The sequence below is a fragment of the Streptomyces sp. NPDC002868 genome, assembly GCF_055563295.1.
Map to the genome: position 1 here is coordinate 1 of NZ_JBVHDR010000052.1, position 12,232 is coordinate 12,232.

Sequence of the window (12,232 nt, forward strand, 5' to 3'; positions counted from 1 at the left end):
CTCAAGGAGGAGTCAGGCAACTGCGGCACGGAAGCATGGCCGAGCCTTCATGTGATCCTTTAGAGAGGTGCACTGTGGATGCGTCATCATTGCCTGCGATCGAATCCGTCGTTCGAGACGGTAAGGTCGTCATCTCAGCTGACGACAGCACCATCGTGGCCACGGTGCAGAATGCAATCATGAGCGGCAGAACCGCCACTTTCTACCTTTCCCGTGCCCAGTTCGCGGCCATTAATGCATGGTATTGGACCGCGAGTCGAATCAAAGCAACCGGCATGGAAGCGGTCACGCGCGAAGAAAAGTCCAGGATCGAGTCTGAACTTGGCATCAAGCTCTCGGGATCTGCCTACTCCAACCGCATCGAGTGTCCATGCGGACAAGCATACGGAACTCTTGAGTTCGTGCAGCAAGGAATCCGCGAGCATGGGCGGGAGGCGGTGGCAGCGGCCCTCGCGCTTGAGGACGCTCATGTCCTTCGCGTCAATCCGCCGCTTACCGCTGTATGCCCCAATTGTGAAGAAGAGCTCTTGGTGCGCCATGACTACAAGCAGGACAAATACGCCTGCTGCAAGGACACCAAACCGGATGGCGGCACGCCCGTAGCTTAGTCGTCTGAGATCAGATAATTGGTCGCTCGGCGATGAAGCTGCGATGGTTTTCACCGTCAGATTCGCCGTCGCTGGGCGGGAAGTAGAGGCGCTGCAGCGCACTGTGCGCGTGTAAGAAACGGTGAAAGAGATTACGGAGGAATCTTATGGCTTCGGATAACCGGCGGCAGGAGTTCCGTGTCGAGATCGACGGCCTGGAGCTTTCTGACGAGATGGTGCAGCGAATCGATGGCGCCGTGCGCAGGGCCGTACTGCACGAGATCGCGTCGGTGGACCTGCTGAAGGGCGGCAGGAGTGTCGATCTCCTCAACGAAGGGTTCACCGCCTCCAGGATCGGGGGGCACGGGGGCACACAGGGCATCCGGGTGAGTCCCAAAGAGGCTCAATGACCGGCTCCCAGGCGGGTGCGCAGGCGTCGGCTGTCGGTCGTTCACAGGCGGCGCGCGTGTGCCCGAGCTCTACCTGTCACGAGGGCGCAGTGCTGATCGGTGTCCTCGGAGGGGACGGGCGTCTCGGCTACCTCCGTCCTGCTGTCCCCGTCGACGAGCGGTTCGCCAGCACGGCCCGACAGATGGGCGATCCCGAATCACGGTTCCGTTTCGCCGACACATGCGTTCAGGAGTCATGTGAGCACTGGAGTGGTCAGCGGTGCGGACTCATCGGCCGACTAGTGAACGCCGCACACGAACAGGCGATCGACCTGGCAACCGAACTACCCCGGTGCGCCGTCCGGGCGGAGTGCCGCTGGTTCGCCCAGGATGGGCAGGCGGCGTGCTCAGTGTGCCCTGTGGTGGTCTACCGGCCCACAGGGAAGGGACCAGCTGGCTGACAGAGCGTCGGACCGTGCCTCCGGCCGCAATCGGTTGCCGCATCCCAGGCATCGACGTCTTGCACTCCCGCACACCCCACACGGCGTCCCAGCTACGCAGGAATCCGGGATCACAAACAGGCACGCGCGCGGGCGGTCTGCCCCCGCTGGCGCAGCAGCTGTCCGAGCTGCACGACCAGATCGAGCAGGGCGGCGCGGACCTCAGGCACTGACACCTCAAGTTCAGTGCACCCGGGCAAACCCGGGGCCGCCCGGGTACGGTTACGGCTACACCATCCGTCGGTTCGGCTTCGAGCCCCCTTCGGAAAACGCGAACCCACGGCCTTCGGGCTCCGCACGCACGCCACGTCGGCGAGGCAGTCGCCGCCCAGAGCTGTCTCGAGCGCGATGTCGAGCAGGACCTTGCCCGGATCGTGCACGGCCCGAAGTTTGCACCACGGCGCCAGGGCCGCCGATATCGCATGGTCCAGGCCGGACTTACGGACCGTCTCGACCATCAGTACCCCGCCGGCCTGCGAGAGCACCCCGCGGCCACCGCCCTCGACCCGGACACGCGGGTACGACCCGCTACTCTTCTTCAGCTGGGAAGTGCCTCTTTCACTGCCACGTACAGGACCCTCAGCAAGTCCTATCGTCGCAGGTCAGAGGTATTTTCTGTTTTTTCGATCACCTGCCGGACAACGCTCTTCATGAAAGCCCGAGGTTAGGGCAGCGTAGGGGGTGACATCGAATGCGAACGCCTGAGGGCTTGATTTATAAGAGCGTTACCTGCGGGCGCTGTCCGCACCGGTCATGTTCCACGGCATGCGTGGGGACAAGGCGTCGGTGAGTGGCGCGCTGCGTGAACTCAAGGCGCACGCACGGCGCCACGACCGCCGCAAGGCCGCCCGCTGGGTCGAGCAAGCTCGCGCCTCCATCGCGGGCTTCGGCCTACGGGGCATCTCCTAGGGGCCGGTGGCCCGCAGCCACAGCGGGGCGCCCACGAGGATTCGCTCGGCGCCGTTCATCTCCGGCTCGTGCCGGAAATCCCACCGGCCCGGGGTGAGCGTGACGTCCTTTGTAGACGACGGCCGCGTACTGACAGGACTCGATGCCCGCGATGGCGTAAGCGCGGGTCTCTGGGCGCCCCGGGTGGTCGGACAGGTTCGCGTGTGTGCCTTGATACAGCGCGACTTTCAGCGCCTCGACCGCGACGGACTCGTCGTCGTAGAAACGGGGGATCCTCGCTCCCCGGGTGGCGACGAGTTCCTCGATCGCGGGAGCGGCGGACGACGTCCACCCCGTGACCTGGTCCTCTGGTGCGGTATATCCCGTCAGGTTGTCCGGACATGCACCAGGCACGTCTCTTGACAGAGACTGTGCTCCGTCACGGGACCCCACCGCTGGAACTCGGTGACATCGGCCCGTCCCTGTCCCTGCACGAAATGGAGAGGTCCGGGAGTGCCGAGATCGGAGACGAGCTCGTTGCCCAGCTTCTTCGAGACCTTCTTCGTGATCTCGAAGCGAGTCACCTTGCTGCGTTCGTGACCGCTCAGTTCGACTCCCGTAGCACCGGCACCGACCTTGACGACCGACTTGAGACGGGGGTCGACACGAATGCCGTTGGAATCGATCACCTCTTCGACCAGTCGCTCCGACCAGTACACGATTCTGCCCGCGGGCGTTTTGGGCATCACTCGACCTCCGCGAAGCTCCGGCCTGCCACGGAGGGGAGGCCGCCGGTACAGGAAGACGACCGGTGTGCGGCTGAAGTTCCCGCCCGACGAACGGGCCTGCCGACTTTGGGCGATGTTGTAAAGCAACAGCTGGGAAAGAGCCTGTTCCAGATGATCACGGTCAACGTCGTCCTGCTGACGCTGGCGGTCGTGGTGCCCTGGGGGCGCTTCGGCCCGTACTCCTCCTGACGGGCGTCTGATCGGGTGTGTGTGGAGGACTCTGCTGACGCTGTCGGTTAGCGGCGCAACAGCGCCTCGGCAGAACCGGGAGGGAGCACGCACCGACAGGGCCCCGCCGAAGCGGGGCCCTGTCGGTGATGGGTGGGATGTTGGGTCAGGTGAGGCGGCACAGTGTGGCCCGGGCGGGGCGCGGGGGACGAGGGCGGCGTCGCGGCCGCGAGGGCGGGCCGGGAGCCTTGGCAGGAGTCATCTCGACGTCCGGGGACAGGGGGACCCCGGCGGTCCGCAGACAGGGCTCCCAGTCCTCCGCCTTGAGCCAGTGCCCCACGGTCACAGTGCCGTCCCCCTGAGGGTCGGCTTCTGCGATGAGGAGTTCGGGCCGGTCTGCTCGCTCGATGGCTATGGTCTCAATGTCGTCGGCGGGTACGTGTACCTCCGCCAGGACCTCGTGGGCATCGTTGGTGATCAGAAAACGCATCGGGTCTCCCTGTGGTCGGGATCAGAACGGAGGTTCGTCGCCGTAGCCGTCGGCGTGGTCGTGGCCGGTGATGGTCCACGGGTCTTCGGTGTTCGCATGCCTGCGGCGATTGCGAAGGCGCCACCACCAGGTGCTCAAGCGGTACGCGGTGGCCACGGGCCACAGCGGAACATGCTCGAAGAGCGTCGAGACGCTCCAAGCGGCCCTTGGCGCCGTCTCGGGTGCCCTCACCGTGAGGTCGCCGTTCCGCCGCTCGACCGAGGCCACGCTCGAGACCTTCCGCAGGCTCGCCGAGCAGGCAGAAGCGCCTGCCGGCCTGTACCGGCAGGCCACGGTCGCCGAGGAGTTCGACAGCCGTCAGGCGGTGCATCTGCTGCGGCTCCGCCTGCTTGGCGTGTTCCTGCGCATGCTCGACGCCGAGATCGCCGCGGGCAACCCGACACCGGCCGTCCGCGAACAGCACCACCTGCTCACAGAGCGGTTCGACCGCTGGTTCAGGGAAGCCGAGGCCGACTCCCCGGGCCCTTCGATCGAGATCCGCAAGCTGGTCGCGGTGCAATTGGGCGCCGTCCTGCTCGCCGCCTCCCGAGCGGCCGGCGAGCCCGCCGCCCGACAGATCGCATCATGACGGGCGGAGACGTGAACGGGCTGCCGTGCCTGTCGATCGGAGCGGAATCACCCCTCATCCTGCTGCTGTTCACGCCCGAGGCCGCCAACCCGACGCGCATGGCACGCCGGTAAACGACGCGGCTGGTACCGCCGTTGACCGACCGGTTCACCGCTCATGTCCTCAACCGGCCCCCGGGCCAGCACGCCACTCCCCCGGAGCCGGGATGGGCATCAACTGCCGAGGATCTGCGCGAAGCGCGCGGCACTGACCTCCGAAGACGCTGCCCGCGGAGTCGCGCAGGACCATGGTGGACGACTTGACCGGGCAGCGCAGCCGGTCCGGGCAGCTGCGGGACAGCGAGAGCCAGCATCGGCTCCGGGGCCGACGGAGCGACATGACACGACTCCGGGGATTCCCGGCCGGCCGCGACGGGCCGGCCGGGAATCGCGCCTTGGACCGTCACCGGTTCGCGTGTCGCATGATCCGGGCCAGGTGCGTCCAGCACAGGTGCGGCGCCCGGGGGCGCGGATCACCACGTATGGGCGACGTCCACGATCAGCTTGTCGCCGGACTGGAGCACCCGGAACGGCAGCCGTGCCCTCACACCGAGCCCCACCTGCGTCTGTCCTTCGAAGCTCGCCCCGAACCTGGCGTCCCGGAACGTCCTGAACCCGGCAACTTCCACGCCGGGCAACGGCTTGCCGGCCCTGCCGGCATACGTCGGGCGAAGCGTCAGCGGGTCATAGCTGGGAGCCGAGACGAGGATCTGCAGAACGGCACCCCCGCGCACAGGTATCGGGTCACCCGAGCCGTCCTGACGGAACGCCTCGACATAACCGACGTGATGGCCCACCTTGCCCGACGCGCCCGTGACATCGAAGACCATGCGGTCGAAGCACACGCCCCGGCTCACCGTTACGTTCCTCAGCGGCACAGCACCGGCCTCAGCGGCCGACTTCACGCCGCTACCCCACGCGGTCGAGCATGCGGAGGCGGATGCCGTCGCCCCCCTGCCCGGCATCGCGGCGCCCGACGGCACCGCCGCGCCTGTCAAGCCCGCTCCCGCGAGCACCAGCGCCGCACTCACTGCCCATAAACGCTGCACAGCCTGCTCCCACTTTCCGTTATCGGTTACGTACCCGTACGCATAGGCATACACCCGAATGCCATCGGCATGGACACCGATGGTGGCCGAAACCACCGATCGATGCCCTTGAGCCGCTGCACCCGGATGCCCTCAGAATTCGAAGACGCCCGACCCTTCGGCATTCTTGATGCACTCATTGGAGAAGGTGTGCTCGTAGGTCACGCGCTTGCCGTCCCATACCCCCTGCGCGGTGATGGTGACGGGGTCGTACTCCTTGGTGCAGAAACGGGGCTGGCCACGGCTGATCTCCGCCAGGCTGCTGAAGTCGCCGTTCACCTGGGTGAGGGCGGCGCAGGCGTCCTCGGCGGCCGGGTGCGTGCCGGTCGCGTCGGGCGTACAGGTGAGGGTCACGGCGCGTTCCGGAGTCGCGGTGGCGGCGTTCTCTCCGTGTGCCGTGGTCAGGACCAGCGCCGAGGGCGCGTAGAGCGAGGAGGGCTCGGCGTGCGCGGTACCGGCCGTCGATCCCAGCATCGCTCCTGCGACGAGAACGCCGGCCGCAGTCCATCGAGTGGTCTTCCGCATGGTGCGCATCCTTTCCTGGCTGTGCTGAATTGTGCGGGAACCGATCGGCGTTCTCGAGTTTGCCTAGCGCTCGCAGCAACGGCACGCGCACCCCATGCGTTTCAGATACCTTGCGCGTTCAATCAGTGGCCAGGACGCAACGGCGCGGAAAGAGAACTTCCCTGGCGACCGTCGACCCGCGTGCGTCCGTGCCGGGCGCGACGGCCGAATCACCCCGGATCGCATTCGGCCGGAACGGTCCGCTCCCAGTCAATGACCGGCGTGGCTCATTGAACATCGGAAGGGTGAAGCAGGCTTCATTGCAATGCGCTTGTCACGCCGTTGAACCAACCGGCCCTGCAGAAAAGGGTGGTCGAGCGCCATGGTGAGATCCGGTCCGAGAAGCGACGCGGAAGGGACCCGATGCGCGGCCCTCGACTCCGTCTCGAGCCGCAACCCGTGCGGACGGCCGGCGAAGAGCGGCGACCTGATCGTGAGCAGAGACGCCGTTACCGGAAATCGAGGTGTAGCGGCAACGCGGTGACGCCGTGTCGGCGCGCTGGCAGTGGCGGGCCTGGTCGATCCGGTCACCAGGCCTGCACGGGAGCGCGACCGCGACAAATGGGCCTGAACCTGGTACCGCCCCGGCCGGGGCGGCCGGCATGGCTGGAAGCCGAGCGCGCAGCGGCCGGCGCACAAGACGGGGCGCGATGGGAGGCGGGTGCCGATCGGTCCGCGCCGGAGCGCGCCGCGCCCGAAGACAGGTTCAGCCGGTGACACCCCGGTCTTCCAGCACCTTCCGCAGGGCCCGCAGCGCGTAGTAGGAACGGGACTTGACCGTGCCGGGTGGAATGCCGAGGTGTGCCGAAACCTGGGCCACGCTGCACTCCAGGTAGTACATGAGTTTGATGATCTCGCGGTGCTGATCGGTCACTTCACCCAGAGCCTCGATGACGACCTGGGGCGTGAGCAGGCGTTCCGTCCCGTCCGCCACGGAGATGTCAAGGAGTTCGAGCGACATGGTCTCCGCGGGGCGGACCTTTCGCGCGCGATGCTGGTCGATGACCAGGTTCTTCACGACCGTGTACAACCACGGCCGCGCCTCGGCCACGTTCATGTTCAGTGCGGACGCATGCTTCCAGGCACGGACCGCGGCCTCATACCGACGGTGCTTGGCACGGCGTCCGTGGTCCGCCTCATCTTGTGGCGTCCTCATCCATCGATCAGGTTCGTTGTGGCGTGCCCCGGGTAAGACGCGAGGGCGGATTCACAGTGGTAGGACGGACTTGGACGTTCCTTGCCGAATTCTTGTCGCCGGCACTGGTCCGCCCCATCGCCCGCCGGGGGGCCGCGGAGATCAGCGGGCGCCCGATCGGCGAGCAGCCATCGTGGATCCTCGGCCCGGACGAGGTCTGCCCGGCCGGGGCGTCGGACGACGGCTGTTGCCACACATGGATCATCCAATGCCACGAAGTTAAGGGCCTGTTGGCGATGTCAAGGCATCGGGGAGGGTGATCTTGTAGGTGTTCGGACGCGCCGCCCGCACCCAGGGCACCAGCGTCATGCTGGTCACCCACGACGCGACGGTTGCCGCCTACGCGGATCGCGAAATCCGCCTGCGCGACGGCATGCTGGACAGCGATGACGGCCCGCTGCACACCGCAGACGCCGGACACTCCAGCCTGACGGAGACCTCCCGGTGAGCCCCATGACCGCGCTGCGCCTGTCGGTGGCGGGCAGCAGCTCGGACCGCGTGCGCATCGTCCTGACCGCGATCAGCGCGGTGCTCGGCACGCTGTCGCTGCTCTGCGCCGCCACGGTGACCGCAATACCCCCCTCCCGGGCGGAGCGCTACACCAACGACCTGCTCAACGGGAGCGGACTACGACCGGGTGTCGCGCTCGCGATGGTGCTGCTGACCGTTCCGGCACTGACCCTGGTCGCGCAGTGCAGCCGGCTCGGGGCGCCCGCGCGCGAGCACCGGCTGGCCGCGATCCGGATGGCCGGGGCGACGCCACGTCAGGTCGTGCGGATCGTGGCGGTGGAGACGGGACTCGCGTCCGTCCCCGGAGTCGCGTCGGGCTTCGCGGTGTTCCTCATCGGACGCGCTCTGCTCGACGCCCCCGACGCTCAGGGCCGTCGCCCACTGCGCACCGACGTGCTGCCGCACACCGCCGCCATGGCCGGCATCGCCCTGGGCGTGTCGCTGATCGTCGCCGCGCTGACCGTGCTCACCCTGCGCAGGGCGGCCCTCACCCCCCTCGGCGTGGTTCGCAGGACCCGGCGCGCCAGGCCCCGCATCACGCCCGGCGTGCTCATCCTGACCGGGCTCGGCGCCTGCGCACTGGTCGAACCGGTGCACTCCTACTTCACCCGCCACCCGCAGACCAACGACACGCCGATGCTCGTCACCGGAGGACTGATCCTCATCGGCGTCCTCGCCGTCGGCACCGGCGTCGTCACCGGCACAGGCTGGATCACACACACCATCGGCCGTCTCCTCCAGCGCTACGCCCGCAAGCCCGCCGGGCTGCTCGCCGGCCGGCGTATGACGGCCGATCCCTGGTCGGGCAGCCGCACGTTCTCCGCCATGCTCGTCGCGCTGGTCATCGGCTCGGCCGCAGCAGGCCTCGCCGCGCTGACGTTGGCATCCGTCTCGGCACAGCAGGAGAACACCCGCCGCTTCGCCGCGCTGGTCGGTGAGCCGTACAAGCCTGCGGCCACAGGCCTGTACGAGCGGGCGTACGAACTCGTCGGCTACGCCTCACTGGTGGCCCTGATGATCGCTGCCGCCGGACTCCTCGTGGCGCTCGCCGACACGGTCCTCGCCCAGCGGCGCGCTCTCGCCTCGCTGATCGCCACGGGAACGCCGCGCGGGATCCTGGCCCGCGCGATTGGCTGGCAGACGCTCGCTCCGGTCGCCCCGGCAGTGGGCCTCGCGGTACTGGCGGGCGTTCTGCTGCCCCGCTTCGCCGTCCCCGACGCGAACGACACCATGGACATGCAGACCTGGCGCTGCTCACCGCTGCCGGGTGACAGCGCCTCTAAGTGCGAGGACCCGGCGTACTCCCAGGCACACAGCGTCCAGGTCAGCGCAGAGAAAGTCCCCGTCACCGTGCACACACCGTGGGACCAGGTGTTACTCCTCGCCGGAACGGCGATCACCGCAACCGTGGTCATCACACTGGTCGCCCTGCTCTTCCTGCGGATGAGCACGCGTGCCGGCGAGTTGCGCACCGCCTGAGAGCCCGGACGCGTGGCGGACCCGTCCCGGTGCCTCCGGGTACCGGGCCCGGCCCCGGAAGTACACCGGAACGGGACCTACCCGCGCACTTCGAAGCCAGGCCCGGCAGTGGGTTCCGGTCACCTGTTGCGGCAGACAGAGCAGGTGACCGAAGCGGAGCGAGACTGCTCTCCCCGTCAGACGTCGCTCGCCCACCGATGCCTGCGGCCGCGGTCGGCAGGTACACCATGTGCCGCAGGTTTCCTGCACCAGCCGCTGAATTCCCCGGCGTTGCAGGATTCCGCACGGCACTGAGGCACGTCAGTATGTCCCATCCGAAACCGGCTGCGGGCACCGACCAAGTCCACGGTCAGCGCCTCGAAACCGACGTCCCGTACCAGGCCGAGCACGCCGGCATAGATCGTGCGCTCCCGTTCGCCATTGAGGTGGGACCGGGGGGCGCCGGAGCCCTGGAGTGCTGACATCACGTCCCTGTCCGATGTGCTGGTTGTCGACGCGGCTCGGCAGTGGCAGCACCACCAGATACCACCGGTGCCGGCATCTGCCGATCGGCGTTCGGGCCGCATGGGCCGCATGGGCCGCGTCACGCTGACAGGTTCTGTCCATCGCCCTGTCCATGTAGCGGGGCGCATCGGCGCCGAGTGTCACCACCCGCTCCACAGGCCGCTCTTTACAAAGGCCTCGTCGGCGGAGGTGAGCAGGGAACCGACGTCGCCCCAGGCGCGCAGGATGTCACCGTCCTCCAGGAGGACGGCTTCGACCATGGAGCGCAGCGCCCAGCCCGGGTCGTCCGTCTCGTAGCGCTCGCCGCGCATTTCGGCGATGCGGTGCCGGTTCCAGGCGGCGTCGTCCTGCCACGAGGACCCGAACTCCGCGTCGATCTCACGATCGACGCTCAGGGCGAGTTCGACGGCATCGTCCGTGCCGAGCAGGCGCAGCACGTCACGCAGCCGTACCGCGTGGCGCAGACCGGTCGTGATGCCCGCGCCGAACTGCGGGTTGGTGGTCATCCGCGCGTCGCCGATCGCCACAATCCCGGTGGCGACCGGCTGCCCGTCGGCGACCAGGCGACGCTGGCTGTTGTGGGTGCCGCCCACCACATTCACCTCGGTCAGCGGGATGCCTTCGTTCCAGTGGGCGGCGTGGGGGTACAGGGCGAGCACGCGGTTCCACACGTCCACACGGCTCAGCGGGCGCAGCTCCTGGTCGCGGTCGGAGGTGACAAGGGTGGTCGACCAGGTGTCGCCGTCTCCAGGGGCGGTGGAGATGGAGATGCTGTTGTGGCGGGACAGTGGCCAGGTCCGGGGGGTGGCCCTATGGGTTTGGTCAAGCTGAAGGGGCGGGTTGGGGTTCGTAGAAGGTGCCGTCGCGGAGCATCGCGAAGAGCACGTCGGCTCTGCGGCGTGCGAGGCAGAGGAGGGCTTGGGTGTGGTGCTTGCCCTGGCTGATCTTCTTGTCGTAGTAGGTCCTGGAGGCCGGGTCGGCCAGGGCCGCGAATGCGGACAGGAAGAAGGCGCGTTTGAGCTGCTTGTTTCCTCGCCGGGATGGTTGTTCACCGCGGATCGATGAACCCGAACTCCGGGTCGCCGGGGCGAGGCCCGCGTAGGCGGCGAGGTGGGCGGCGGACGGGAAACTGCTGCCGTCGCCGACGTCGATGAGGATCCTCGCTCCGGTCCTGACGCCGATCCCCGGCATCGAGGTCAGGACCTTCGAAAGAGGGTGGGCCTCCAGCAGTTCCTCGATCCGTCCGGCCAGCACTTTGCGCTGGTCAAGGACGGCGGTCAGCGAGCCGGCCAGGCTCGGGACGATCAACGCTGCCGCGTCGGTGCCGGGAACGACCACGGTCTGTTCGTCGAGCGCGGTGAAGATGTCTTCGACCAGGCGCTCGGCCATCCGCGGTGCCTTTGGCCGCATCAAGCTGATCAGTCGTCGTCGACCGGCCTTGCGGATCTGGGCCGGCGAGCCGAATCGCTCCAGCAGGGTGAGCACGGCCGGGTGCTGGATGCGCGGGCCAAGGACACGCTCCAGGTGCGGGTGGATCTGCGTGAGCAGGCCTCGCAGGCGGTTGGAGACGCGGGTGGCTTCGCCGGCCAGGTCGTCGTCGAACCCGACGATCATCTCCAGCGTGGCTACGGTTTCGTCTTCGAGCTCGACCGAACGGAGCGTGTGCGGCATGACGCGGGCCGCGTCCGCGATGACGAAGGCGTCACGGGCATCGGTCTTGGCCTCGCCGGGATAGAGATCGGCGATCCGCCGCATCGTCAGCCCGGGCAGATAGGCGACCGGGCAGCCCATGTCCCTTGCCACCGCGAGCGGCAGGGCTCCGATGGAGGCCGGCTGGTCGACCACGACGAGCACGGTCCCGTGCTTGGCCTGCAGCTTGCCGAAGACCTCACGGAGCTTGGGTTCGCTGTTGGGTAACCGCTTGTCGAACGCCTTCTTCCCGGTTGGAGTGATGGCGGTGGCGTGGTGTTCGCCCTTGCCGACGTCCAAGCCGAGGAAGGCGCCGATCTCGCTGACGTCGATCACGTGCGTCCTCTGATTGTTCCCGCCCGGCCGTCCCACGGCACCGATCGCCACATCCACATTACGAAGAGCCTCCCGACCTGCGAAGAAGCCGGTGGTCATGCCCCTAATCAGCGGTCTGTCAGTGCCTCCGGAGCCGGTGACACCACCCCCCAGGCCATGCGTTCAACAGGGGGACAAAGTCATGCCAACTCCGGAGGCCGGGCGCCCCATTGCGGGGCCACCAAGAAGGTAATGGGGACGGACGCACTGCGTCGTCCATTGCGCTGTGGGTCGGGGTCGAGGAGTTCCTCGACGCGCTGCGGTCGCAGATCAAGGACCGCAGTTTCCAGCCCATGCCGGTGCGGGAGCGGATGATCCCCAAGTCGGGTGGCAAGCTGCGCCGTCTGGGGAT

14 protein-coding genes and 2 pseudogenes are annotated in these 12,232 nt (G+C 67.7%); 8 read left to right on the top strand and 8 right to left on the bottom strand.

The window, feature by feature from the left end:
• On the top strand, nucleotides 1-608 hold a 608-nt coding region (locus ACZ3H8_RS39945; protein WP_467410152.1), incomplete at its 5' end, for a hypothetical protein.
• Nucleotides 609-754: 146 nt separating this feature from the next.
• Complete coding sequence (locus ACZ3H8_RS39950) at nucleotides 755-997, top strand: hypothetical protein (protein WP_467410154.1); 243 nt, start codon at nucleotides 755-757, stop codon at nucleotides 995-997.
• Nucleotides 998-1,751: 754 nt separating this feature from the next.
• On the opposite strand, the pseudogene ACZ3H8_RS39955 reads toward ACZ3H8_RS39950, so the two are convergent.
• Nucleotides 1,752-2,018 (bottom strand): annotated as a pseudogene (locus ACZ3H8_RS39955) (transposase); the annotation flags it as partial.
• 223 nt (nucleotides 2,019-2,241) lie between these two features.
• On the opposite strand from ACZ3H8_RS39955, the gene ACZ3H8_RS39960 reads away from it, so the two are divergent.
• A complete protein-coding gene (locus tag ACZ3H8_RS39960; protein ID WP_467410155.1) occupies nucleotides 2,242-2,385 on the top strand; it encodes a hypothetical protein in 144 nt (47 codons plus the stop codon).
• A gap of 365 nt (nucleotides 2,386-2,750) precedes the next feature.
• Here the strand turns inward: ACZ3H8_RS39960 and ACZ3H8_RS39965 are convergent, their stop codons facing one another.
• Nucleotides 2,751-3,110 carry a hypothetical protein gene (locus tag ACZ3H8_RS39965; RefSeq protein WP_467410158.1) on the bottom strand — a complete coding sequence of 120 codons (360 nt, stop codon included), beginning with the start codon at nucleotides 3,108-3,110 and terminating at the stop codon, nucleotides 2,751-2,753.
• Nucleotides 3,111-3,218: 108 nt separating this feature from the next.
• Between ACZ3H8_RS39965 and ACZ3H8_RS39970 the strand changes: the two genes are divergently transcribed.
• Nucleotides 3,219-3,341 (top strand): hypothetical protein, encoded by a 123-nt coding sequence (locus ACZ3H8_RS39970; RefSeq protein WP_467410159.1) that lies wholly within the window; start codon nucleotides 3,219-3,221, stop codon nucleotides 3,339-3,341.
• Between the two features lie 145 nt (nucleotides 3,342-3,486).
• On the opposite strand, the gene ACZ3H8_RS39975 is transcribed toward ACZ3H8_RS39970, so the two are convergent.
• A complete protein-coding gene (locus ACZ3H8_RS39975) occupies nucleotides 3,487-3,810 on the bottom strand; it encodes a hypothetical protein (protein WP_467410161.1) in 324 nt (107 codons plus the stop codon).
• 130 nt (nucleotides 3,811-3,940) lie between these two features.
• Between ACZ3H8_RS39975 and ACZ3H8_RS39980 the strand changes: the two genes are divergently transcribed.
• A complete protein-coding gene (locus ACZ3H8_RS39980) occupies nucleotides 3,941-4,438 on the top strand; it encodes a hypothetical protein (protein ID WP_467410163.1) in 498 nt (165 codons plus the stop codon).
• Nucleotides 4,439-4,949: 511 nt separating this feature from the next.
• Here ACZ3H8_RS39980 and ACZ3H8_RS39985 read toward each other — a convergent pair.
• The 3 genes from ACZ3H8_RS39985 to ACZ3H8_RS39995 all read right to left on the bottom strand — a co-directional run bounded on the left by ACZ3H8_RS39985 (nucleotide 4,950) and on the right by ACZ3H8_RS39995 (nucleotide 7,284).
• The gene (locus ACZ3H8_RS39985; RefSeq protein ID WP_467410172.1) at nucleotides 4,950-5,525 is read right to left on the bottom strand and encodes an AMIN-like domain-containing (lipo)protein; all 576 of its coding nucleotides are present in this window, start codon (nucleotides 5,523-5,525) and stop codon (nucleotides 4,950-4,952) included.
• Nucleotides 5,526-5,657: 132 nt separating this feature from the next.
• The gene (locus tag ACZ3H8_RS39990) at nucleotides 5,658-6,089 is read right to left on the bottom strand and encodes a subtilase-type protease inhibitor (protein ID WP_467410165.1); all 432 of its coding nucleotides are present in this window, start codon (nucleotides 6,087-6,089) and stop codon (nucleotides 5,658-5,660) included.
• A 745-nt stretch (nucleotides 6,090-6,834) separates the two neighbouring features.
• Nucleotides 6,835-7,284 (bottom strand): sigma-70 family RNA polymerase sigma factor, encoded by a 450-nt coding sequence (locus ACZ3H8_RS39995; RefSeq protein ID WP_467410166.1) that lies wholly within the window; start codon nucleotides 7,282-7,284, stop codon nucleotides 6,835-6,837.
• A 307-nt stretch (nucleotides 7,285-7,591) separates the two neighbouring features.
• Between ACZ3H8_RS39995 and ACZ3H8_RS40000 the strand changes: the two genes are divergently transcribed.
• The gene (locus ACZ3H8_RS40000) at nucleotides 7,592-7,771 is read left to right on the top strand and encodes a hypothetical protein (RefSeq protein ID WP_467410175.1); all 180 of its coding nucleotides are present in this window, start codon (nucleotides 7,592-7,594) and stop codon (nucleotides 7,769-7,771) included.
• Nucleotides 7,772-7,776: 5 nt separating this feature from the next.
• Nucleotides 7,777-9,312, top strand: coding sequence for an FtsX-like permease family protein (locus tag ACZ3H8_RS40005; protein WP_467410173.1), 1,536 nt, complete (start codon nucleotides 7,777-7,779; stop codon nucleotides 9,310-9,312).
• A gap of 644 nt (nucleotides 9,313-9,956) precedes the next feature.
• Here the strand turns inward: ACZ3H8_RS40005 and ACZ3H8_RS40010 are convergent.
• Together ACZ3H8_RS40010 and ACZ3H8_RS40015 are read right to left on the bottom strand one after the other, a co-directional pair.
• On the bottom strand, nucleotides 9,957-10,493 hold the full coding sequence (locus ACZ3H8_RS40010; protein ID WP_467410168.1) for a hypothetical protein: 537 nt from the start codon (nucleotides 10,491-10,493) through the stop codon (nucleotides 9,957-9,959).
• Between the two features lie 145 nt (nucleotides 10,494-10,638).
• Complete coding sequence (locus tag ACZ3H8_RS40015) at nucleotides 10,639-11,841, bottom strand: IS110 family RNA-guided transposase (RefSeq protein ID WP_467410169.1); 1,203 nt, start codon at nucleotides 11,839-11,841, stop codon at nucleotides 10,639-10,641.
• A gap of 209 nt (nucleotides 11,842-12,050) precedes the next feature.
• Here ACZ3H8_RS40015 and ACZ3H8_RS40020 point away from each other — a divergent pair.
• Nucleotides 12,051-12,232 (top strand): annotated as a pseudogene (locus ACZ3H8_RS40020) (group II intron reverse transcriptase/maturase); the annotation flags it as partial.